Genomic DNA, 22605 nt, shown 5'->3' on the forward strand with positions numbered 1-22605 from the left:
ATCTTTAATACTTCTATAAAGCGATTAGAAAGCGCCCTAATTAATGCCTTTCAGGGTATCATCTATGTGCGATTGCGCTTCTTGGCTCAATTCTGAGTGATACAGCTTTGGTTTAGCTAGTAAGAATCCTTGATAATAATCCGCACGATAGCGCTGCAAAATAGCTAATTCTTCTTGGCTTTCAATACCTTCTGCAATCACTTTTGCCCCATTATCATGGGCAAGTTGAATTAAATGCTTAACGATGGTTTGTTTATATGGGTCGCGATGTAAATCACGCACTAAATCCATATCGATTTTTACGTAGTCTGGGCGGTATTTGTGCAACATATTCAGCCCCGACCAGCCAGAACCTATGTCGTCTAATGCCACACCAAAACCTGCATTGCGATAAAAGTTTAATATTCCACGCATTACCGATTCATCGGTTGCAGTGGTTGTTTCCGTAATTTCAAACACCACATCTTCAGGGCGAATACCCAGCGCGTTAATGGCCGAAGCCGTTGCCCGTAAACAGTATGATGGATCGTAGATGCTTGAAGGATTGAAGTTAATAAATAATTTTCCTTGCAGCCCTGACTTTTTAAAATGCGCTACCGCCGAGCGGCGCGCTATCAAATCAAGCGAAAACAATAAATCAGATCCCTCAGCTAATTTAAACGCATGAGACGGAGGCACAATATTGTTGAACTCGTCTTTAATGCGAAACAACCCCTCATAAGAAAAAGGACGCGTTTCACCATTTTCATCTATTTCAAAAATGGGTTGAAAATGGGTTTCATATTGGTCATTTTCAATCGATTGAATAATCCACTCACTATTTAGGCGGTTAATAAGCACACTTGCTGGCACGATACGACCAATATCGCTTAATGTCGGCTCACCGCCCTCTGTGGTGGTAATTTTTGTGGCGTTAAGTTCATTCGGTTCAAATTCACCAAAAAGTCCCAATAAAAAGCGATTCACTTGATCTTTTTTTACTTTCACATTAATGCAATGTGACTCTGTTTGTGCTGCAGGATAATTGCCATTGCCACAAAAAATAATCGCTTTATTTACGCTTTCAAAAGTGGGTAAAAACAGCCAGAACGTTGTTTCTGGGAATAAATAATTTTCGATTCTTTCACAATCAGCACAAAACATCAGCAACCTCCAAGCGTTGTCATTCTGATGTAATACGAGGCAGGTATTAGGATGGTTTAATAAGTAAGCAATCAGAGAAATGCCAGCAAAAGTATGGGCTTTGCATATAGCTTTAAGAGTCGCCTTTTAAATACACGCCAATTTGCTTGCCTGAATATCTATGATTCTTAAATCCCCCCTGTTTAATCATTGGGAAATCACCCAAAAACTCAACAATAAGCTGTTGAATTCGCAAAGACTCTGCGTCCATTTCTTTTGGCGCCACAATAAGCGGGGTGATCAGAAAATGCGAAAAGTCCTGTTCGCCATAAACAACTCGATAGCCCTTTGCCTCAAATGCTTGTTTGACGACACTTATTTTTTTATCGCTGAGCGAGTTTGTATGAAGGTGAATAGTCAGCTTTTCCACTGACGTGCATCCCACTAAAACAAGTAATGCAAAATAAGGTAGTGCGTATCTCATCCTTGCTACCGAATCTGTTTTTTAAAAAAGGCAGTAATCGCGCCCCGTCCTTTAATATTTTTATCAGATAATTAAGTACTCAGCTATGAATAGATATTTCAATACTATGATTTTATTTTGTAGTAGCTCAGACAATAAAAGAGCACCCTTGGGTGCTATGTTATTCGCTTACACTTGTCGCAAGTGTCTTAAACCGTGCTAACAGTTTATCAAGCACAAACGGGTCACTGTTTGCATGATCAAAGCTGATGCTAAGCGGCACAAACGGTTCGCCATTTATGATTTTACGTTGACCAAAATAAAATAACGGACGTCCGGTTTTTAACTTATTACGGTGAATTTGAAACGACGAAAACGCCATATTTGGTAAGTTGCCAATAAATGGACACAGTGCCCACACTTCTTGCGACAGCACTTCTAACTTTGCGTCATTGCAATCTACTGATTGACGGTAATAACGCGCAAACTCTGACCAAGATAATGACGTTACATTTTCTAAAATCACATCTTTAAAGCGCAGATCGCCACCCACTGCAATCGGGCAAAAGATTGGTAGATTGTCAAAACGGTACCATTTTCCGTTAATATTTCGGGTGGAGAAAATCCATTCACTTTTCAGCGCTTTTGCCAAACACCAAATCAAAAATCCTTGGAATGAAGCACCTTCTGCCGACTGATAATAACGCTGATATGTCTCTCTTGCTTTTGCTAAAGGCAAATCAAGGGTGATCGATAAATAAGGGTCGCTCACTAACTGATCATCATGAAAATAATCCATCGCCCAACGTTCATAAAACGACAGATCTTGCTCATCCAATAGCTGACCTTGGTATGTGTCTAGTAATGTATTTAGTTGCATTTGTCAGCCTCCAGTTCAGTCATCAGTTTGCGCCACGCTTTTACATTTTGCGGCCCTTGTAAGCGAATAAGTGAATTGCGAATAAAACGCCCAAAACGGGATTTGCCCAGTTTGGCAAGACGAATAACTTTATTTGATTCAGAAACGACCCAAGTGATTTGTTTTAGACGTTTCGCTTTAAAGTCGGCTAATGCCACATCGATGCTATAGGCATTTTGTAAGCAACGAGATAACGTGAGCACGTCGCTTAACGATTGTGCTACGCCTTGCTGTAAACTCGGGGGACAACCATGCAACGCGTCACCAATCAGTACACATCGATCGGTATATACTTGTTTCGACATGACCGATTTTAAACTGCCTTGGTGTATCATTTTTGCTGATTCAATTGCATGCAAAACGGTTGGATGATAATCGGCAAACACTTCACAAATGCTTTTTTTCGGGTCGTTGTAAAGTGCTTTAATATACTGGTTATCTGCCTGACCATAACAGTACACTTTGTTTTTGCTAATTGGATAAAACATAAATGCATCGGTATTGCCAACAAGATAACTAGGTTGCAAATTATCCGTTGGCATATTCACTAAAAAGCGCCACTGTGTCACGCCTAAGTCAGTAAGTTCTGGCTCAGCAAAAAGCAGCTCTCGAACACTTGAGTTGATGCCATCGGCACCAATAACTAGATCATAATCAACCACAGCACCATCATTAAAACGTACAGATTGCGCGCTTTTGTGTTTGCGCACATCAATGACTGAGCGACTAAACTGAATGTGATCTAAAATACCTTCAGCAAGCGTTTCAATCAGATCTTTACGCGTTAACGCCACAAAGGGCTGGCTGGCTAAAATACCCTCGTTTAGGCTAGCTTTTGCTAACACTTCCCGTTGCTGGGTTTCAAAGCGAACTTCGTGAACTTGGTGAGCTTTGGCTAAAATAGCCTGTTTTAAACCCAAAACCTCAAGCTGCTGCATCGCATTACCTGGTAAACAAATACCCGCACCTAGGGTATTTAAACTTAACTGCTTTTCAATAATATCAGCTTCAATTTCTTGACGTTGCAACTCGCGATACATCAATAAACCGGCAATCCCTGCACCTACAATTAATACTTTCATGTCTATACCTAAAAAAAGCCTCAGTTGAGGCTTTGGCTGGGGGATCCTGTTTTGAACAGGGAAACTTTAATCAACGTCTGATTTAAGGGTCGATGCAAATTGCTCAAGCTGATTAGCGAGGCGGATTTGTGCATCAATTTCCATTAATTTCAGAATGTGATCCATCACTTTACTTTTTTCAGACTGAACACGACCATGCTGCCCTTGCTCGGCAATATATAGGTCTGCACTCTTCGCAACGTCTGTTAGTTTATTTACCATGTTATTTTGCATTGTATTTCTCACTTGCGAGCAGTGAAATGCCGCATTTTAAAATTGAAAAATAGTCGCCATTAAAGGCATCGATAATTTGGTTTACGCGATCTTCACCGTATTGTTGTGTAATCGTATTAATCACCAGCTGATACATTATTTTTGTTTGCATTGGCGTCAGCTCTTGGCATTGGTGCTGATTAAACGACAGACTTACTTTATGCATAATGCTGTCCCTTAATAACGCCAATCGCGGGTGAATTTAAAACACTGAATGTCTCAACCAGTTTTTCATTGGTATAAAAAACCGAGCGCGAGAACCAAAAATTTTTTTCTGTTCCGCGTAAAAATTGCACTAGTTTTTTGATCTTGCTATCACATAGCTTTTCACAATGGCTCAAACTCACTTCTTTGCTATTAATCATAAGCTTGAGTACTTTATGCCTGTGATAAAATACGTTTAGTTGTGCTTCAAAATGCGTTTGACGAGATAACACCACTTGTGAGTAATCTTCATCAAATAAGCGCTCCATTAACGCTTGTGTATGCAGTGCAAATTCAGAAACAGACATTCCGGCACCATAAATTTCAGCATTTGGCATAGTGCATCCCCTCTTTAATTACGCGAGATAAACAGGCTGAAAATTGCTGTTTTTGCGTTTCAGACGGTATATGCACCCCTTGATTCGAATGTTCTATATTTAGCGCATTCAAACAAAAGTCCTCATCAAACTGCACCATGACACAATAGTGAAGTCCGGAGTATAAGAAGCATTTTATGGTTAGTTCGTCATGATTGATGACATCCACATCAATACTAACGCTGTCATTTTCATAGCTTTTTAACGCTGCTTCAAAACGTCTCGCTGCTTTTTTTATTAACAAACCTGTACCTCATTCATTCCCCAAGGCGATGCATTGTGATGAGCGAGCGGGTGAAAATCAAATTTCTAAAAACACAATTGAATTAAACATTTACAACATTTTTTTTACAGAAAACAAAAAATGATAGCGCTTACATAAATTGTGATTACAGATGATTACAGATTCAAAAATGAGCAAATTGCTCAAAAATCGTGTTTGCTGTAAACGTGCAAGATTTGGCAGGGAAATCCTTAGAAAAGGTGCGGATATATAATGTATACAGAAAATAAATTAGTTTGCTAATAAAAAAGGCTGATAACAACTTTCGGGACAAGGTTAATAAAAGAAAAATTAAACGTTAAAAAAACCATTAACATTGAAGAGAAAAGTTAGAACCTAAACTATCACTTAAAGATATAAGTAATTACAAAATGAAATATAGGATCAATATAAAATAACTAAAAAGCACTCAAAAAGCGTAATTTTCGCGCTATAAAACATTTCATTTACAAAAATATGACACAATTAGCGCTAAATGCTTTGTAAAAAAATGTAAACGAGCACCAATAAAAGCCTTTTTGTAACCAGTGCCATATCGTTATTCAAACAACATGGTTAGTTTATCAAACACAGTCGTTGTTTTTTATAAAACACGATGAAAGCCGTTATAAGTGAGATAAAAATAATGTGCCCAAGCAATTGTTGGCAGACAATAACCGGGCACATTATGTTAAGGAACTTGTTCAAGTAGCCGATTAAGGCAACGAGTAGCGCAGTATACGTTTAACCACTGAGCTATATTGCTTTAAAAAGCTGCCTGTATTGTATTGAATGCCGTGTTCGAGAAATACCTGTTGTACTTTAGGCGCAATTTCACGGTAGCGCTTAGCTGGCATATCAGGAAATAGATGATGTTCAATTTGAAAACTCAAATGTCCTGTTAATACATGAAACCAATTGCTGCCTTTGATATTGGAAGAACCCAACGCCTGGCGGTAATACCACTGCCCTTTCGTCTCGTTTTCACATTCTTTTTCACTGAATGTTTTTACATCACCAGTAAAATGACCACAAAATATAATGGTTGATGTCCATAGATTACGTAACAAGTTGGCAATTAGATTACCTATTAATACCCATAAAAAGAATGGACCCGCTAACAATGGAAAAATCAGGTAGTCTTTAATTAATTGGCGAGCGCCTTTGCTAAAAAAACGTGTTTTTAATTCACTGTGCGGCACTTTATAGTCGCGGTTGTCTTTTTTCTTCCCAAAAAACACACGCTCAGCAGCGAGTTCATGGTAAGACACCCCCCATTGGAATAGCACGCTGAGGTTTAAGTATGTGAAAAATTGCCAAAGGTTTTTTACACGCCAACGAAAATCGTTTGATAAACGCAGTAAGCCATAACCGAAGTCGCGATCTTTACCGATAATATTGGTGTAAGTATGGTGCTCAAAATTATGTACCCGATTCCAACTTTTACCGTCGCAGGCAATGTCCCACTCATACGCTTTGGAATTAATGTGCTTATCGTTCATCCAGTCATACTGGCCATGCATCACATTGTGACCTATTTCCATATTGTCGAGAATTTTTGCAGTCGCGAGTGCCAATACACCGACAAGCCAAAGCCACGGTGAAACAAAGCCTAGCACCAATAAAATACGACCTGACCATTCCAAAATTCGCTGCATCACAATTACACGACGAATGTAGTTTGCGTCTTGCTCACCCACTTTCGCCATCGTTGTTGCTTGGATTTCATTTAACTGTTGAGCGAGTAAATCATAATTAGGTTCTGCTACTGTGTTCAAGCCTTAAACTCCACATCTGACACGACTTGCGATACGCATAATTGAATTAGTTCCTCTCCGTAATCGGATAACTTACCGGTGCGTATATCACGCACTACCCCCTTTTTCTTTACACACTGGCATTGATGGCAAATGCCCATGCCACAGCCATAAGGCACATTAATGTTGTTTGCTTGAAACTGCGCCAATAGGGGTTGTTGATTGTCGGCACTGAATTTAATACCACCATGATCCACTTGAAAATGCGCTTTTTCATCTCCAGTTGAATGCAAATCAACCAGTGAAAAATGTTCACTGCTCAAGCTTTGCTGATGCATTAGTGCGTAGTCGCGAATCGTTTTATGAAAATCATTAGGGCCGCACACCATCCAATGCGTGTTATGGCAATCAGGTAATTTTTTAACAACATCACCATCAATACTTCGGCTCAGTAGGGTAAAAGTAAAATTTGGTAAACGATTGCTTAAGCTCTCAAGCTCCGCCACGAGTAAATGGGCATTTGGTTTCGCGTAATAAAACAAATGAATTGGCTGAGCCACCTCATGGAGTGCTTGATGCAACATTGCAATAAAAGGCGTAATACCTGTGCCTGCTGCAAATAAGCTAACAGCGTTAGACTGAGGTAATAAAAACGTTCCTTTCGGTTTGGAAATATTAACCCAAGCGTTAACAGTTAAACGTGACAAAAACGGGGTAAATAACCCAGCGTCCTGTTGCTTTATAACTAAACGAATCACCCCTTCATGCATTGCTTGATTGGGGCTTGAGGCAATAGTAAATACTCGGGTGCTTAATCGGCCGTTAATATCAATCGTTAATTCAATATGTTGTCCAGCTTGATGGGTCGGCCAGCGCGACTCTGTTTTAAGTTCTAGCGCTACCGTTTTATTGGCAATTAAGGTTACCGAGAGCACTTTGGCACGATAATACCCGTCGCGCCAACTGGGTTTAAATAATTGGATAACAGGCTCGAGATAACCAGCCATTGAACTATGATGAAAGAACTGTTTACTAAACCAATTTGTTAAGGGATTGAATATTAAACTCATTTAAACTTACACGTGTACGCCCAATCAGCGTACAAGTGTAAGCTGAAAAGTTTTTCGAAACAACCCCCTACCGTACCGAAATAGAGCTTTTACTTTAATGAGAAAGTGGTATTTTCGCTTGTCAAAGCGCTCTTTGTAGCACTTATAAATTCATTTTAAATATTAAAAACAGCACGTTAGAATTTCACTCAATTGACGAATACAAATTTAAATTACCTTTTAAAAGCGTATAAATTTTTTAATAAATCACTTCAAGAGTACAAAAAAGAACCAAATGTATACTCCCACCGTATTGCAGAGAACTACCTGATTGTTGGAGAGACAACATGCACTATCTCATCACCACTTCAAATTACGACGATTTCATGGCAATAAAAAACACCCTAGATCCGGTTTCTGACGTTGACAACATTTCTGAAATTTGTGGACGACAAAAGCACCCGTGGCATGTTTGGCTTACTCATAAATTCGCAAACATTGTTTTGGCAGAGATCTTGTTATTTGTCTCTTTGCTAATAACAACCGTGACATTAACTTACTTATTTGAATGGACAATGATGCTTAGCATCGCTTTTTTTATTGCAGTAAGTTTATTTTCTGTCTGGGTGAGCGGGTTAGTGGGGTGGCATACTCTACATTTATACATTATTTGCCAAAACCTCACAGAAAATGAGGAACACCCACTCGCATTACTAGTTGATGTCGAACAAGACAGCGAATTGAAACAGATCGTGTCAGGCTATTCATCGAGTAAGTTAACATTGCTTGACGAGTAAATTTTGATTAAGGGTTAACTGAATAGTTAACCCTCAATTACAACCAAATTAGTGTTTTACTGCACGCAAGTTTTAGTATCGTAATCACTAACCATGATGCAATGTGCTCTAATAATTAAAGCTTAAAGATACACATCCAAAACCGCGAACAATTAATTCAAATACTCAATATTAAGAAAAATACCTTATCCTAAACACCAACAAGCAGACTCAAATTTTGAATCTCAACTATAGTTAATACATTCTTATATAACAGGTATTTTTATGAAATGGCTTAAGGATATTGATAATAGCTTTGATTCATTGCTGACTGATTGTTACCGTCAGCGTGAAATGGAAATGGAGCGCCATATTAATCGCATTCGCTGTATTGGATTAATCGCTCTATTTCTTTTTGAAATTGGTATCAGTGTCTATGCCCGTGGTGTTGATTGGACCTTTATTTTTATTGATTTAGCCACCTTAACATTCACCTTGTTGATATGTTTAATCTTTCATAAATTAGCCAGTCAAAATAGCTATAAAGCCTGGCTAAAGTATTGCTCTATTTTATTTGATTACTTGATCATTTTACTTATTACGATAGAAATCGAATACTTAGCAGATCTAAAGCACTACATGCTCAACTTTAATCAAACGGAATTTGAGCTAATGATTATCAGCGTTCTGATTTTGTTTAATGTGACCAGTGCATTCAGGCAAGGAAAGCTCATTATTTATTACTCAACCGTATGCTGCTTAATTACTGCAACCATTATCTTAGAACAAAGCAATGCAAATATGGCGATTGAACTGCACGAACAATTTATTATTTTATGTTCAGGCTTGCTAACATGGTCTATTTCACACTATATCACTAGTACCTACACTCGACTTCGCCACAGAGAGCGTTTACTAAGATACTTGCCAGCAAAACTTGTGTCAGCCGTAGAAAGTGGCAAAGTTGATATTGAACCAGGAGGCGAGTGTAAAGAAGTTACCGTTTTAATGGCTGATATACGTCATTTTACCCCTCTTTGTGAGCAACATCGTCCTGAAGTTGTTACTCAAGTGCTTAATCGCTACTTTTCTGCAATGACAGATATTATTTTTAAACATGACGGTATGATAGATAAGTTTATTGGCGATGCCATTATGGCAGTGTTTGGCACACCACAAGCGCAGGGGAATAATGCTTTAAACGCGATACTTTCATCCCGTGAAATGCATCAAACGTTGACCAAATTAAACGAAGAGTTCAGTAAGGAAAATTTACCCACCATTGAAATGGGAATTGGCATTCATAGTGGTGAGGCCATTGCGGGTAATATAGGCAGCGAGTGCTGTATGGACTATACCGTTATTGGTGATACGGTCAATATTACCGCTCGTTTAGAGCGTAAGGCCAAAGAACTTAATGTTAAAAGCTTAATAAGTAAAGCAACTGCGCTGCAATCAGGCCTTACAACATTAACCCAAATTAAGGACGTGAGTTTAAAAGGTAAAAGCAGCTTAATTACAGTATTTAAAGATGAGGCATAAAAGCAAAATTGAGTTGATTTAAATCATCTGAAAAGCATTTACATTTAATCGACTTAAATAGCTACCGCCTTAAAAATTAAAACATCTGCTTTGGTATGCATTAGTGAATGTATTTCGTTGCATGGTAATGTGTAAAAAGTGCGCTAAGCTATGCATATACAGCGACAAAGGGCATAACGTGATTACAGGGTTAGTGTATCTCAGTGAAGCAACAACATTTTTTGATGAATTAGACCTTAACTGTCTTTTAATCAATGCTGCTAACACCAATCAAAAACACTCAATTACCGGCTTTCTTTATTTTAAAAATGGCCAGTTTGTTCAATATATAGAAGGCCCAACCAACGTATTAGATGAATTATTCTTGAAAATAAAATCGGACAAGCGCCACAGAGTCATAACGGTTATCGACCAAATAGCACTTGATGATAGATTATTCCCAGAATGGTCAATGGCGTATTTTGCCTCGCCAGATGATTCTGATTCGCTAGGTGGGCAAATCTTTTTAAATATGACTCGCTTTATTAGCGATTACGACATGACCCAAGGCGCTAAGAAAAATGCACTCATAAATCTGCTCGGAACAGTAAAACAACTCAATCACTCATAACTCATCACCATCAAATATTTGCAATATCAGTACCTTTTCCTCCCTTTGCAAGCTAAATTCACCTTATTAAATCCATACTTTTGAAGCATAACTTTGCCCGTTTAAAGACCAAATTAGCATAAAACGCTACTCTAAATAGTTGATAAAAATAGCAATGCTTCTAAACTATATATATCCCCTGCTCATCTGTAATTTAGTATGATTTTCAATCACCTTATGACCTGCATGCTCTTTATTTCGTTACTTATTTTGAGTGGGTTACCGTTTAAAACATACGCACAAACACTGAGCTCTGAAGCTGACCTTTTCTCCTTATCCATTCAAGAATTAATGGACATCGAAATTGATATCGCCTCCAACGATAAAAAAGGCATAAACGAACAACCAAGTGTCATAACATTAATCACTCGCAGTACCATTGAAAGTTCTGGTGCGCGTTACTTAAAAGATTTATTAAAACAGGTACCTGGGTTTTGGGTTGGCACCGATACCTTGGGCACATTCTCGGTAAGCTTTCGTGGTATTTGGGGCATGGAAGCGAAAATATTACTGATTATTGACGGCATTGAACAAAATGAAATGGCATTTGGCTCACTGGTTTTGGGAAATCGCTATCCTGTAAGTAATATCTCTCAGGTAGAGATCATTCGTGGTCCTGGGTCCGTTAAATATGGTGGTCAAGCTGCTTTAGCTGTAATCCGCGTCACCACACTCAACCAAGCAACCGGCGACAATAAACTAAACCTGATGACAGATATTGGTAAATCGGGTTTTCATAATGGCATTGTTGGTTTTACTCACTCGGGCGAAGTTACACTTAAATCTTCCCAGTTAGAATATGGGCTTTCTGGTAGTTTGGGCTATGGTGATTACAGTAATGCCACTTGGCAAGCGCTGGACGGTTATCAATTTAACCTGCAAAACAATAGCAACTCGCAACCGACTAACCTAAGCATGAATCTGCGCTATAACGGTTGGGATTTAAATGCGCAATATGAAAAGTTAAAACAAGAAGACCGCCTATTGTTTGGCGACTCGGGATTATTTTTTTCGCCAAACCAGCGTTACACGCAAGCCAATGAGTTAAGTTTTTTACATCAGGCGATTAGTTTGGGTAAAGAGTGGCGGCTTAATGATAAGCTCGCGTTAAGCAGTAAATTAACTTACACCAATCAAAAACCATGGAATAGCCAAGGACAATATGGTCATGATCTTTCACGCAAAATAAACCGCTCTCGTGTCGATGTACAAGGTCTGTATGCATTAGCTGATAACAGCAGCCTATTGATTGGCTCTCATTATTATTATGAGAAAGCCGAGGTGAGCCAATCTTACATTTTCGACCCAACGGTACGATATTTTGGCAGTAATAACGCGTCAAATAATGATTATTCGTTGTACGCCCAATACGAATCTGATTGGGATTTTGCCAACGTACTTGCCGGTATCCGCTACGAAAATCACGACTTAGCGGGGCCTGAGCTGGTACCTAGGCTGTCACTGACCAAAACTTGGGACAAGCTTCATACAAAATTAATCTACAACGAGGCATTTAAAATACCGCAATTTGATACTGTGGCTAGTGCACACAATGCAGGCACCCCAATATTAGATCCAGAAACCACTAAAAGTTGGGAAATGGAAACAGGTTATCAATTCACCGAAACGGCGTCACTCGTGGGTAATTTATATCTATTACAAGTAGATAATTTTATTGGTTTTAATCCGCAATCAGCCAGTAACACCACTCTTGGTGATTTTAGAACCATGGGTATGGAGCTGCAACTTAAGTGGCAATTAGATAAGCTCCATTTCAATGCGAATTATTCATACTTTACCGTTGAAAAAAGTAATATTGATTCCTTCACTATTCCATCAAACAAAGATGCGGTTTTGGGTATTCCAAACCATATGTTTAAGGCTGATTTCCACTATCGTTTTACTGCCAATTCGCGCTTTCATCTGCTAGGCAGGGTTGTATCTGGTCAATATGCTTGTACTAATGATCCAAACTTTATCTGCGGCGAGCCAGAAAAATTAGAGACGATTTATGATGTTGATGCTTTCTATCAATTTAGAACCACTCATACGTTATGGAATTTTGGCATCAAAAATCTCTTTAATAGCAATGTGTATGCGGTACAACCCTTTAAAGGGGGCCAGTCACCTATAAACTACGAAAGCACACGCGTAATGTTGGATTTTCAGTATTCGTTTTAACTAAAGCGCATGAGTTACTAATTTACACACGTGACTTGTTCAACCGTTAAAAGGGTGTTGCAGATGCGCTTTGCTTTTGCTACTTTTAGCATCCGTTAGGAAGTAAGGACGACCTTACCGCTCCATTTTCATCGGGGACGGCCCCACCCAATTTAATTAGGTGGCGTTATGTTTCTGAGTTATCTCGCGCTTTTTGGTGCATCACTTTTCGAAATTTTATGGGTTGCGTTACTCGGCGCTCATACATCTACAAAATCTCACTACTATGTTCTTATACTGTGCACTTGCATGGGTTTGAGCTTATATCTGCTTGGCGTTGCCAGTAAAACAATCCCAATAACGTTATCGTATGCTATTTGGGTTGGTCTTGGCATTTTAGGACAAGCAATTATTCAACATTTCGTGTTTAAAAACAGCTTGTCGATTACCGCTTGGGTATTTACATGCACCCTCACGTTTAGTGTTGTCGGGTTACTTTTTTCACAAACAAAGCATGGAGTTATGTAATGAAATTCATATTGCCACTCATTTTATCCATTTTATTTAGTTTTGCTAATGCAGCCTCTGCGAAAAACAGCAACCACCAGCATAAAGCACGCGTTGGCTTACACGGCATGCTGCTATTTTCAGATGGGCACTCGCTCTATGCATCGCATTTACCCATGTTTCATACTCCCCATGACATACAATTAATTGTGCGTTTTGAGCTCGCCAATAAAACAAATCAAATCGCGCTTAAAAAGGCACTCACTAATAAGCGTAACTACTGGACTTTAGCCCCAGAAAGGTTTGATTTAAACCAGTTAGCAAATACTAAAAAAGAAGGCATTTGGCAATTTACAGCTGACTTTTACGTGGATCATTTTGAACGAGGAGGAAAACGTCAGTTTTCTCAGCAACAAGTAATCGTAAAAGAGGTTATTTTCAGGCAACAACTTAACACCCTAATGCCACAAAACATTCAGTATGTTCGCCTCACACCAGATAATGTTTCAAGGCAATTTTATGCGCGCGTAATCGAAGGAAAGCCGGGGGTAGATCATTTATTCTGGGTAAATACTGCATCGAAGTTAGCCAAGGAATTTTCCGTTAACGCAGCAAGCGATTTGTTAAATGACCAAACAATAGCAACACTTTTAAAGGTGAACCCTAACTCGGTGCACAACTATTACATCGAGCATAGTGATTTAAAATGAATTTTCTTGTAATAAAACATCATCCTGAAGAGCGCTTAGGTAATCTCGCATGCTGGTTGCAAAAGCATAACTTCACTTGGCAAGAAATTGAGTTCCACCAAGCTTTACCAAAGAGTTTAGCGCCTTATCAAGGGGTTATTATGCTGGGCGGACCTATGCATGTTGATCCACATTCGCCCAAGTTATCTGCTGAAATATCGCTTATAAAAGATTGCATTAGACAACAAAAGCCATTGCTTGGAATATGCCTTGGAGCACAATTAATTGCTCACTCTCTCGGCGCAACTATTTCATCTATGACTGAGGCTGAAAATGGATGGCAACCCGTTACGACCAACGATAATCTGACAATGTTTGTTGCTCAGTGGCACGAGCAACAAATGAGCTTACCACAAGACGCGGTTTTACTTGCAAGTTCACCACAATGTAAGGTGCAAATGTTTCAATACCAACACTATGTGTTAGCCATGCAATTTCACCCTGAATGGAATAACCATGAAATAGCGCACTTACGAAATGCGTTTGGCAATGAATGTCCGCTTGAGCCCATCGAGAGCGAGATTGAAGCCCAGGTAAAAGCGTGGTTGTTTAAACAGCTCGATAATTGGATTACATCATGTCTTCGCATTTGTTAATTAACCACAAGGTCACTAAAAGTGGAGGTTGCCACTAAACTGTGTCGAATGAGTTAAATTCAGGTATAGTTACATAACTACCCATGTGATATGCATCAGCGCTTACAAAAAGAGTTAATAATGACAGCAAAACGACTTATTCCACTTATCTTATCTCATCTGATGGTTGGCATAATTGGCTTTGCCATTGGTATTTATACTTTACCTATTTTAACCGCCCCTGAAGCTCCATCAAGCAAACTAGTTGAGCAGCTATCGCAACAAAGTGTGTATCGTGCAGCATTTACTAAATCACTCAAAGACAGCGATTTTTTACACTGGGGTGAAGGCACGGTGACAATTGGCACCTCTCATATCACTTTGCAAGGTGAGCTATCACCTGGCCCCGACTTCAAGTTGTATTTGTCGCCGACATTTGTAGAAACAGAAGCCGATTTTAACAAGTTAAAATCATCAATGCGTGTGATTGGAGACGTAAATACCTTTTCAAATTTTGCAGTCTCAGTGCCAAAGGGTGTGGATGTGCATCAGTTTAATACCGTTATTGTCTGGTGCGAGAGTTTCGGTGAATTTATTACCGCGGCGAAATATCAATAACAACCTCTTCTCACTTGCAAGAATATAATGAGCTTTCACCGTTACAAATTAAGGCTGTTTAAAAAAGATAATGTTGTCACTTAAAGGGACAAATTATCTTTTCTATCTATGAAGGCCTAACCTAAGCAACCGTTTACCTTGTGTTAGTAAATTAAAAGACGATGCGACCGCCAACCGATAGCACTAAGCCTTATTAATCTCCGCTTTAAATCGTTTGGTGTACTCATTGAGCACATTTTCCCAAGCGTTTGCCGTTAACGAATCAAATGCATTATCAAATTCAGCCACTGTTTCAATAAAGCTATCTTGCCAAAGCGTAACGAGCTTATCGTCAATACCCATGTGTTTATGAAGCGAAATAATACGACCAGCATCTTCACCATTAAATACCGAGTCAAGCTGGTCAAGGTTTTCAATAATTAAGCTTACTGACTGCAAAATCATCTTTTGCTGACGCGCTAAATCTACGCTCGCGAATAACGCTGCTATCTTGGTATCACTATTGACCAATTTGTCATGAAACTGCGTATAAAATTGAAAATTATCAGATGTGGCGCGTACAAAGCTCTCTCGCAAAATATTTTTATCTTCATTGCTTGTGTCAAACTGAATACTTATTTTCGTGCCCTTTAACTTTTCGCTTTCGATGTCTAATTGACCATTAAGAGAGCCGGTAACTAAGTTGTGTACTATGCTCATACCAAGCCCCATGCCGCCAGAAGCACGGTCGGTGGTAAAAAACGGATCAAATACCTGCGCTTTGGTTGTTTCATCCATACCAATACCGTTATCAGATACAGACAAACTATAATTAAATGGTGAGCCGCCAAGTTGTATCGTGATAGTTTTCTGTGCAACCTCGAATTTTTTAGGAAATGCGTGTTTTATTGCATTTGACACTAAGTTGGTAACCACCTGCGCTAAACGCGATGGATAAGAAGTGACAACTAAATTTTCAGATGGTAAGCGTAAGTCTAATTTGATGCCTGCATTTTTGAGCATAGGTTTTAAGCTCGTCGAGATAGATTCTATCCACTCAACTAGGTTAACTTCACTTTTGGGATCAGAGTGAAAGTCAGTCGCCATTTGTTTGAAGTTAACCACTAGCTCACTTGCACGATTTAAATTAAATTCAACGCCCTCACTGGCTTCTTTGGCATCATGAATAAAGGATTCCAAATCATGCTTACTCAGCGCACCTTGCGTTAATTTTGTTTTTAGAAGATTAACACCAGATAGAACGGTTGAATTTCCGAGCATTGCGACACCGAGCGGCGTATTCACCTCATGGGCCACGCCAGCAACCAAACGCCCCAGTGATGCCAGTTTTTCTTGCTCAATAAGTTGTTTTTGTGAGTTTTTTAATCGTTTCAGTGCGGTTTCAAGTTCATGGGTGCGGTAGGCCACTTTTTGTTCAAGTGACTGATTCAGTTCAAAAAGTGCTTTTTCTTTTTCTGCCCGTTCAAGCTCGGCTGAAATACGACCAGCAAACAATTCAAACAAAGACGCAACATCGTCGGCATTTTTTATTGGTGCACTGTAAAGCGCTACTACAATACCAAAAACAGCTCCCTTTGAATCATGCAAAGGCGCGCCAACATAGCCATCAATTCCCATATCAACTAGCAGTTGATCTTTAGGGTATAAATTACAAATTTCACTAGGAAAGATACAAGTTGAATCATCACTCACATCAGCACAAGGTGTGTGCTCTAGCGAGTATTCAAAGTTATCTGCAAACTCATCACCTGCCACTAAAGACATTGTTTTCGATACATTTCGCTTAATATCTAACTTTGCAATAAAGGTAAATTGAGCGCCTATCGACTTATGCAACTGCATCGTCATGGTATCTAAAAAGTCTTTACCATAAGAAGACTTGAGTGATGTGATAATTTCGCCAATATTAAAATGCATTATCACCTCCCTCTTTTAACTTATTTATCAGTGCACACACGTGTTCTGTGAAGATTTCAACCAATTCAATTGCATTGCGATCAAGTTCATTATCAACTTCTAATACAACCACCGCCTCTACATCATCATACTTGTAGTAAATGCCTGCAAAATTGCCCTCATAAACAAGCGCTTTTTGCTTTATCACCTCGCTTATAAAGCTTTGCATATCAATCGTGCTAGCATTATCAATTTGTGCGTTTATAACGGTTTTATTAGTACTTCGAATATTAATAACCGACGCCTTGCGTTTATTAACAATAAGCTCTGCTTCATATGCGTGTAGCACATCCGTTAAATAACTTAATAGGTTGGTTGAGAAGGACTCAATATCACCAAAACGGTCAACCTTAAGTACTGAGCCTAGCAAGGCTTTAAGGGCATTTTTATAACTGTCTAAACGAGCAATATCGCGATAGGAACGAAGCGCAATATAAAATAAATGATGCAGGCTATCGATGGTAATTTCTGTTTTTGCTTTATAACCATCAATATCATAGTTTTTAATCACTTCTCCCTCAGGCGCAAGACCCGCTTGCCCTGTACGCAATACGATGCGCGTATCTTTATTACCCAGCTCAGTGCGAATGTAATTAACCAACTTTAGGCCTGCGTCGTCGGTTTCCATCACCACATCGAGAAGAATAACCGCAATATCCTGATGTTCACTCAACAGCTTTCTCGCATCACTACCACTATAGGCACTAATAAACTCTAGCTGACGTCCCATAAACTCAAATGATTTCATCGCGAGTTTAGTCGCCTTATGTACCTCAAGATCATCATCAACAATAACAACTTTCCAAGGTTTACGATTATTTATAACTTTTTCGGATTCTTCCGCCAGCCAATCCATGTCTAGTCCAATAACAATAATAATTAAGGGTTAACTTACCAATATACTCACTATAGCAAAAGGATCTAAATCAATGGGCATTTCATAAAATAAAAGTTTATAGATTAAGTACTTAAATTTTGACTACGCAATATACACTTGATTATTCCCCTTCTCTGAAAGGTAATTTATTGCTGTAAAATCTCTGCTTAAGAATAAGACGCCAGCCAAAATGACTTGTTGTTTCAACACTTTGTCATTTAACTATGATTAAATAATATCATTGCATTTCGAGGGCTATTTATGCGGGCATTCATTTTTTTACTCATTGTGCTACTTAGCGGCTGCCAAAGCATGTCAGATGCCAATGATTCTGAGGTAGAAGTCGGGGTGCGCCCTCACTATTTGATTTCGCAAATGGAGAATTCTGCACTTAAAACAGTGTTACAAACCTGTAAGGGTGAGCACTTTGAAAAATCTGATTTTTCTATCGGCCATCGCGGCGCGCCACTGCAATTCCCGGAACATACTAAAGAATCTTACCTAGCTGCTGCGAAAATGGGGGCAGGCATTTTGGAATGTGATGTCACATTTACCAAAGACAAAGCATTGGTATGTCGTCATTCGCAATGTGATTTACATCAAACCACCAACGTACTTGCTAAGCCGGCACTCGCAAAAAAGTGCCGTGTTCCCTTCACTCCTGGGGACAAAACCCTTGGCAAAAAAGCGTCGGTTGAATGTTGCACATCAGATTTTACACAAGCCGAGTTTTTACAACTATCTGGCAAAATGGATGGTGCCAATGTGTATGCTAAAACACCAGAAGAATACCTTGCAGGCACACCTAATTGGCGCACTGATTTTTATTCCGCGACAGGCACTTTGATGACTCACCAGCAAAGTATTGCGTTATTTAAACGCCTAGGGGTAAAAATGACACCAGAACTTAAGCAGCCGAAAGTTACGATGCCGTTTGAGCATATGTCACAAACTGAATACGCAAAACAGCTTATCAATGAATACAAAAAAGCAGGTATTTCTCCAAGTGATGTGTTTGTGCAATCGTTTGAACTTGGCGATTTAAAGTATTGGATTCAACACCATCCAGAATTTGCCAAACAAGCGGTGTATTTAGACGGTGGCTATGAACAAAGCGGTTTTAATCATAATAACCCCGAAACATGGCAGCACAGCATGACTGATTTAAAAGCTATGGGCATTAATATAATTGCCCCTCCCCTTTGGGTATTAGTCAGTTTAGATGAAAACAATCAGCTGATTGAATCCGCCTATGCCATTGAGGCAAAAAAAGCTGGGCTCAAGATAATCACATGGACATTAGAACGATCAGGGCTGCTTACTCAAGGCGGTGGCTTTTATTATCAATCAGTGAAAGATGCCATCAAAAATGAAGGTTTTGCTTTCGAGTTGCTGGACTTCCTGGCCAAACAAGTCGGTGTAATTGGGGTGTTCAGTGATTGGCCTGCGACCACCACATTTTATAGTAACTGCGTGTTAGCGCGCAGTTAAATTAGAGCCGTTAAAGAGTAAAATTAATGGCCATTACTTTGCTTTTTAATCACACAGAATAATTGGTTAAGTGCGCCGTGCTTTTGCAATTGGACTTAACTTAACCCAGCGAAACAAGTACATAATAATTAACTTAGTAATAGCGCTCGTGAGAGCCAATACTAATAACGGCCAACCTTGGTTTAACCCCATGCTGAGCGCGAAAGCAATGGTTGAGATATCCATCATCAAAATAAACTGACTCATTTTTAAATCTACCGCGCCGGTAGAACCAGAATGGACAATCACACTAATTTGGTGCGCATAGCCCTGCGCAATTAATACGGATACGAATAAAATAATGGCGGTAGAAATATACTTGCCGTGATCAGCAATCGTATCGCCAACACACAATCCAATCAGTGCCGCCACTAAACACATTGACGCCATCCCCATACTAAAAAATGCTAGAGGTGTCTTTCGGTCGCGCCAAATTTCAATCAAAATACCCAACACGAGCAGAGATGCCACAAGCCTCGGCCACACAATATAATGATTAAATGGTTCGATGGAGTAACCATAAATAAAAAACGATAAATACGCTAAAAAACTCACAGAAAACTGATTAAGTGATAGTAACGCTGTAGGTGAGCATGTCGATTGCGCAGACTGTTTACGATGCCAAATGGTTTTGAGTTGCGAATAAACACCATACACACTGACAATAATAAACACTGTATTCAGAGTACCAAACAGATTATAAAGCATCTCAGCTCACCCTTAAGACTTAACATTGTCGACAATATTAATTTAAAGCATGCCAAAAATCGCATTTTAACGATTTATATGCATAATACTGTCGACAATATAAAGGTGTAATTCACTCAAATTTTAAGTACGCTTTTTATTAAGGTAATACACAGTGAGAGTATCTATCCAACAACTTTAGTGAGTGATTGCAACGCAGCTATTATTAATGTGTTAAGACGTTATATTGTCTTTTTTTAGTAGGTGGTTAGCAACGAAATAGTAAAGCACAAATGCACCAATAATGATCACAGGCACACCAAGGTTATTGTGAACAATAAACGGGGTATAAAGAGTGATTGGCAGAATCATCACACTGTAGAATAAGTAGGCTAGCCAAAACAGTTTAACTCGCTTTAGTCTTAGTCGTGTGTTGCAGTTTTCACATTTAAAGTACAAAGGAAACGCTGCGAACGATAATTTAAAAGGGTTTAATTTATGCTGGCAATGAGGGCATTTTTTCATGTGTTGCTTTTTGAACCTAATGGCGCTTTGAATAAAATTATAAAACATAGCACCATTAAAGCCCTTTTTTATGAGATTAAAATCCGCTTTCGTTGCTTGCACAAATACTAAATAATCGCGCACTATCACTTTTTATAATTGGCTTAATTAAGTGCATTTTTCACAAATAGCTGTGTAATTTGCTAATGACTTTTTGAAATACTTATAAGACACTCATCAAGTATAAAAGAAAAACAATACAGCAGATATTTGCTTACTTTTTAATAAAAATAAGCAAATGCAACTGCCAGTTGACAACATTCCATGTCCACTTGCTAGTGTGCAACCGCCGTAAAACCTAGTCTGTAGCGAAATCTACAACAAAGGGAAAGTAACATGATCCTATCAGAGAAAATTTCACAATGCAGAAAGCAACTGGGCTGGTCACAAGAAGAATTAGCTGAAAAAATGGGCGTATCACGCCAATCGGTTTCTAAGTGGGAGAGCACTAACAGCATTCCCGATTTAAACAAAATTATCAAACTGGCTGAGCTGTTTAATGTCTCAACCGACTTTTTGTTAAAAGACGAAATCGAAACAGTTCAACATCTCACAGAAGAAACGAATAGCAACCTTGCCCAAGTAAGTCTTGAGCAGGCACTCGATTTTATTAAATCGAAAAAAGAACAGGCTATTTTAACAGCGAAAGGTGTGGCATGTTTTGTTTGTTCCGCAGTACCACTTTTCTTTCTATTAGCACTTTCAAATACCCCAAGCATTGCACTTAATAAACAAGTAGCAACCGTGATTGGCATTATCGCAATTTTCTTAATGATTGCAGCAGGTGTAAGACTTGTTATTAATACAAATCGCTTTGAACGTAGGCTCGCGCCTATCGAAAAAGGAAAATTTGAGCTGATGTATGGTGTTCATAGCGCATGTGCTGAACGACTTGATAACTTAACACCTAGTTATAACAATAAAGTATCTTTAGCAGTTACCCTGTTTATTTGCAGCACCATCCCCTTGCTCTTAGCAGTCATGCTAGTTGGTCGCGCTGATATCACTTTGCTTATGCTTGCCGTCTTATTGTTTTTAGTGACGCTCGGTTTGTGGATTGTTATTCCCGCAGCAAGTGAGGTTGAAGCCTATAAACACGTATTAAACGAAGGGGATAAAAACCGCGAACTCACCCAAAGTGAACGCAACGCCTTAAAACTTGCACCATTTTATTGGCCCTTAGTGGTCGCTATTTTCCTAGCATGGAGCTTATGGACAATGAACTGGGGCGTTACTTGGATTATTTGGCCTGTAGCAGCCGTGCTATTTGCCGCCCTGGTGGGGTTAATGGGCTTAATAAGCAAAGACTCTGATTAGTATTCACAGCATGCAACCTGTTTAATCACCAAGCTGGTTGCATGCTTTAAAATATGCAGCATTCATAGAGAAACTTCACATTCTTCATAAAGCCTTTTAGAATACAGCTCAATTTAATGTGAGAGTGATATGTTTAAGCCATTCGTACAATTGGTTTTATTAATAACATTGTTATTTGCCTTTACTGGGCAAGCAGTGGCAAACCATTATGCGCTATCGGTAGAGTCACTTAATGACACTCACACTATTAGCTCGCAAATTGATGCCACGTCCAACGGAAGCGAAGAGAGCGACGACTGCTGCGATGTTGAATGCTGCGAAAGCGACTGTATTTGCCCAGCCAATACCTGCGCATCATTTTTATATTTGTCACCGCTGGCACAGCATCCTGTGCAGCTCATTAATAACACGTTCCACCAACACTATATGAGCTCACCGCTCAACCGAATAGAGTCCCCATTTAGACCTCCCATTTTTAGTGCCTAGGGTTAGTCCCTTTAAAATCCGTTACAAAAGGTTTTAATGCACACTTTTTAGGCGTGCACGGCATA

24 protein-coding genes are annotated in these 22605 nt (G+C 39.2%); 11 read left to right on the top strand and 13 right to left on the bottom strand.

The features are described 5' to 3' along the window. Positions 1–36: 36 nt before the first annotated feature. The 10 genes from OM33_RS21580 to OM33_RS21625 all read right to left on the bottom strand — a co-directional run bounded on the left by OM33_RS21580 (position 37) and on the right by OM33_RS21625 (position 7568). A complete protein-coding gene (locus tag OM33_RS21580) occupies positions 37–1143 on the bottom strand; it encodes an EAL domain-containing protein (protein ID WP_040136712.1) in 1107 nt (368 codons plus the stop codon). A gap of 112 nt (positions 1144–1255) precedes the next feature. Then, entirely contained in the window at positions 1256–1606 is a 351-nt protein-coding gene (locus OM33_RS21585) for a hypothetical protein (protein WP_040136714.1), read from the bottom strand. Positions 1607–1766: 160 nt separating this feature from the next. After that, positions 1767–2465: a hypothetical protein gene (locus tag OM33_RS21590; protein ID WP_040136716.1), complete on the bottom strand. Its 699-nt coding sequence runs from the start codon at positions 2463–2465 to the stop codon at positions 1767–1769. Next, positions 2456–3586 carry an FAD-dependent monooxygenase gene (locus OM33_RS21595; RefSeq protein ID WP_040136718.1) on the bottom strand — a complete coding sequence of 377 codons (1131 nt, stop codon included), beginning with the start codon at positions 3584–3586 and terminating at the stop codon, positions 2456–2458. Before OM33_RS21595 ends, OM33_RS21590 begins: the two co-directional genes overlap by 10 nt. A gap of 66 nt (positions 3587–3652) precedes the next feature. Further along, complete coding sequence (locus tag OM33_RS21600) at positions 3653–3859, bottom strand: hypothetical protein (RefSeq protein WP_040136719.1); 207 nt, start codon at positions 3857–3859, stop codon at positions 3653–3655. After that, positions 3849–4064, bottom strand: coding sequence for a hypothetical protein (locus OM33_RS21605; RefSeq protein WP_040136721.1), 216 nt, complete (start codon positions 4062–4064; stop codon positions 3849–3851). The genes OM33_RS21600 and OM33_RS21605 overlap by 11 nt, the downstream gene beginning before the upstream one ends. Next, the gene (locus tag OM33_RS21610; protein ID WP_040136722.1) at positions 4057–4440 is read right to left on the bottom strand and encodes a hypothetical protein; all 384 of its coding nucleotides are present in this window, start codon (positions 4438–4440) and stop codon (positions 4057–4059) included. Before OM33_RS21610 ends, OM33_RS21605 begins: the two co-directional genes overlap by 8 nt. Beyond that, the gene (locus OM33_RS21615; protein ID WP_040136724.1) at positions 4427–4723 is read right to left on the bottom strand and encodes a hypothetical protein; all 297 of its coding nucleotides are present in this window, start codon (positions 4721–4723) and stop codon (positions 4427–4429) included. Before OM33_RS21615 ends, OM33_RS21610 begins: the two co-directional genes overlap by 14 nt. Positions 4724–5457: 734 nt before the next feature. Continuing rightward, complete coding sequence (locus OM33_RS21620; protein WP_052141289.1) at positions 5458–6450, bottom strand: fatty acid desaturase family protein; 993 nt, start codon at positions 6448–6450, stop codon at positions 5458–5460. Positions 6451–6515: 65 nt separating this feature from the next. Further along, on the bottom strand, positions 6516–7568 hold the full coding sequence (locus OM33_RS21625; protein ID WP_040136728.1) for a flavin reductase family protein: 1053 nt from the start codon (positions 7566–7568) through the stop codon (positions 6516–6518). A 326-nt stretch (positions 7569–7894) separates the two neighbouring features. Here OM33_RS21625 and OM33_RS21630 point away from each other — a divergent pair, with 326 nt between their 5' ends. The 8 genes from OM33_RS21630 (at position 7895) to OM33_RS21665 (ending at position 15123) form a co-directional block, all read left to right on the top strand. Further along, positions 7895–8344 carry a hypothetical protein gene (locus OM33_RS21630; RefSeq protein ID WP_040136730.1) on the top strand — a complete coding sequence of 150 codons (450 nt, stop codon included), beginning with the start codon at positions 7895–7897 and terminating at the stop codon, positions 8342–8344. Between the two features lie 264 nt (positions 8345–8608). Next, positions 8609–9865 (top strand): adenylate/guanylate cyclase domain-containing protein, encoded by a 1257-nt coding sequence (locus OM33_RS21635; RefSeq protein ID WP_040136732.1) that lies wholly within the window; start codon positions 8609–8611, stop codon positions 9863–9865. A 178-nt stretch (positions 9866–10043) separates the two neighbouring features. Further along, positions 10044–10475 (top strand): BLUF domain-containing protein, encoded by a 432-nt coding sequence (locus OM33_RS22270; protein ID WP_052141256.1) that lies wholly within the window; start codon positions 10044–10046, stop codon positions 10473–10475. Positions 10476–10700: 225 nt separating this feature from the next. Further along, complete coding sequence (locus tag OM33_RS21645; protein WP_052141257.1) at positions 10701–12695, top strand: TonB-dependent receptor plug domain-containing protein; 1995 nt, start codon at positions 10701–10703, stop codon at positions 12693–12695. Positions 12696–12863: 168 nt separating this feature from the next. Further along, positions 12864–13202 (top strand): DMT family transporter, encoded by a 339-nt coding sequence (locus OM33_RS21650; RefSeq protein WP_040136734.1) that lies wholly within the window; start codon positions 12864–12866, stop codon positions 13200–13202. Next, positions 13202–13891 (top strand): hypothetical protein, encoded by a 690-nt coding sequence (locus OM33_RS22275; protein ID WP_052141258.1) that lies wholly within the window; start codon positions 13202–13204, stop codon positions 13889–13891. The genes OM33_RS21650 and OM33_RS22275 overlap by 1 nt, the downstream gene beginning before the upstream one ends. After that, positions 13888–14526, top strand: a complete 639-nt coding sequence (locus OM33_RS22280) for a type 1 glutamine amidotransferase (RefSeq protein WP_052141259.1) — start codon at positions 13888–13890, stop codon at positions 14524–14526. Before OM33_RS22275 ends, OM33_RS22280 begins: the two co-directional genes overlap by 4 nt. Before the next feature lie 120 nt (positions 14527–14646). Next, complete coding sequence (locus OM33_RS21665; RefSeq protein ID WP_040136736.1) at positions 14647–15123, top strand: DM13 domain-containing protein; 477 nt, start codon at positions 14647–14649, stop codon at positions 15121–15123. Between the two features lie 183 nt (positions 15124–15306). Here OM33_RS21665 and OM33_RS21670 read toward each other — a convergent pair whose 3' ends face one another. Continuing rightward, the gene (locus OM33_RS21670) at positions 15307–17040 is read right to left on the bottom strand and encodes an ATP-binding protein (protein WP_234402754.1); all 1734 of its coding nucleotides are present in this window, start codon (positions 17038–17040) and stop codon (positions 15307–15309) included. Then, the gene (locus OM33_RS22285; RefSeq protein WP_052141260.1) at positions 17030–17935 is read right to left on the bottom strand and encodes a DUF3369 domain-containing protein; all 906 of its coding nucleotides are present in this window, start codon (positions 17933–17935) and stop codon (positions 17030–17032) included. The genes OM33_RS21670 and OM33_RS22285 overlap by 11 nt, the downstream gene beginning before the upstream one ends. A gap of 282 nt (positions 17936–18217) precedes the next feature. On the opposite strand from OM33_RS22285, the gene OM33_RS21680 reads away from it, so the two are divergent. Then, positions 18218–19447 (top strand): glycerophosphodiester phosphodiesterase family protein, encoded by a 1230-nt coding sequence (locus OM33_RS21680; RefSeq protein ID WP_040136738.1) that lies wholly within the window; start codon positions 18218–18220, stop codon positions 19445–19447. Positions 19448–19513: 66 nt separating this feature from the next. Here the strand turns inward: OM33_RS21680 and OM33_RS21685 are convergent, their stop codons facing one another. After that, complete coding sequence (locus OM33_RS21685; RefSeq protein WP_040136739.1) at positions 19514–20194, bottom strand: hypothetical protein; 681 nt, start codon at positions 20192–20194, stop codon at positions 19514–19516. An 879-nt stretch (positions 20195–21073) separates the two neighbouring features. Here OM33_RS21685 and OM33_RS21695 point away from each other — a divergent pair. Both OM33_RS21695 and OM33_RS21700 read left to right on the top strand, forming a co-directional pair. Continuing rightward, entirely contained in the window at positions 21074–22054 is a 981-nt protein-coding gene (locus tag OM33_RS21695) for a helix-turn-helix domain-containing protein (protein WP_040136743.1), read from the top strand. Between the two features lie 129 nt (positions 22055–22183). Beyond that, a complete protein-coding gene (locus OM33_RS21700; RefSeq protein WP_040136745.1) occupies positions 22184–22540 on the top strand; it encodes a hypothetical protein in 357 nt (118 codons plus the stop codon). Positions 22541–22605 lie beyond the last annotated feature (65 nt).

The sequence above is a fragment of the Pseudoalteromonas piratica genome, from assembly GCF_000788395.1.
Lineage (GTDB): Bacteria > Pseudomonadota > Gammaproteobacteria > Enterobacterales > Alteromonadaceae > Pseudoalteromonas > Pseudoalteromonas piratica.

Excerpts from the sequence above, each read along its gene's own strand:
- OM33_RS21650 (WP_040136734.1), top strand. The coding sequence starts at position 12,864 with ATGTTTCTGAGTTATCTCGCGCTTTTTGGTGCATCACTTTTCGAAATT.
- OM33_RS22280 (WP_052141259.1), top strand. The coding sequence starts at position 13,888 with ATGAATTTTCTTGTAATAAAACATCATCCTGAAGAGCGCTTAGGTAAT.
- OM33_RS21685 (WP_040136739.1), bottom strand. The coding sequence starts at position 20,194 with ATGCTTTATAATCTGTTTGGTACTCTGAATACAGTGTTTATTATTGTC.
- OM33_RS22275 (WP_052141258.1), top strand. The coding sequence starts at position 13,202 with ATGAAATTCATATTGCCACTCATTTTATCCATTTTATTTAGTTTTGCT.
- OM33_RS21605 (WP_040136721.1), bottom strand. The coding sequence starts at position 4,064 with ATGCATAAAGTAAGTCTGTCGTTTAATCAGCACCAATGCCAAGAGCTG.
- OM33_RS21585 (WP_040136714.1), bottom strand. The coding sequence starts at position 1,606 with ATGAGATACGCACTACCTTATTTTGCATTACTTGTTTTAGTGGGATGC.
- OM33_RS21645 (WP_052141257.1), top strand. The coding sequence starts at position 10,701 with ATGCTCTTTATTTCGTTACTTATTTTGAGTGGGTTACCGTTTAAAACA.
- OM33_RS21695 (WP_040136743.1), top strand. The coding sequence starts at position 21,074 with ATGATCCTATCAGAGAAAATTTCACAATGCAGAAAGCAACTGGGCTGG.
- OM33_RS21600 (WP_040136719.1), bottom strand. The coding sequence starts at position 3,859 with ATGCAAAATAACATGGTAAATAAACTAACAGACGTTGCGAAGAGTGCA.
- OM33_RS21665 (WP_040136736.1), top strand. The coding sequence starts at position 14,647 with ATGACAGCAAAACGACTTATTCCACTTATCTTATCTCATCTGATGGTT.
- OM33_RS21580 (WP_040136712.1), bottom strand. The coding sequence starts at position 1,143 with ATGTTTTGTGCTGATTGTGAAAGAATCGAAAATTATTTATTCCCAGAA.
- OM33_RS21700 (WP_040136745.1), top strand. The coding sequence starts at position 22,184 with ATGTTTAAGCCATTCGTACAATTGGTTTTATTAATAACATTGTTATTT.
- OM33_RS21680 (WP_040136738.1), top strand. The coding sequence starts at position 18,218 with ATGCGGGCATTCATTTTTTTACTCATTGTGCTACTTAGCGGCTGCCAA.
- OM33_RS22285 (WP_052141260.1), bottom strand. The coding sequence starts at position 17,935 with ATGGATTGGCTGGCGGAAGAATCCGAAAAAGTTATAAATAATCGTAAA.
- OM33_RS21590 (WP_040136716.1), bottom strand. The coding sequence starts at position 2,465 with ATGCAACTAAATACATTACTAGACACATACCAAGGTCAGCTATTGGAT.
- OM33_RS21610 (WP_040136722.1), bottom strand. The coding sequence starts at position 4,440 with ATGCCAAATGCTGAAATTTATGGTGCCGGAATGTCTGTTTCTGAATTT.
- OM33_RS21670 (WP_234402754.1), bottom strand. The coding sequence starts at position 17,040 with ATGCATTTTAATATTGGCGAAATTATCACATCACTCAAGTCTTCTTAT.
- OM33_RS21620 (WP_052141289.1), bottom strand. The coding sequence starts at position 6,450 with ATGGCGAAAGTGGGTGAGCAAGACGCAAACTACATTCGTCGTGTAATT.
- OM33_RS21630 (WP_040136730.1), top strand. The coding sequence starts at position 7,895 with ATGCACTATCTCATCACCACTTCAAATTACGACGATTTCATGGCAATA.
- OM33_RS21595 (WP_040136718.1), bottom strand. The coding sequence starts at position 3,586 with ATGAAAGTATTAATTGTAGGTGCAGGGATTGCCGGTTTATTGATGTAT.
- OM33_RS21625 (WP_040136728.1), bottom strand. The coding sequence starts at position 7,568 with ATGAGTTTAATATTCAATCCCTTAACAAATTGGTTTAGTAAACAGTTC.
- OM33_RS21635 (WP_040136732.1), top strand. The coding sequence starts at position 8,609 with ATGAAATGGCTTAAGGATATTGATAATAGCTTTGATTCATTGCTGACT.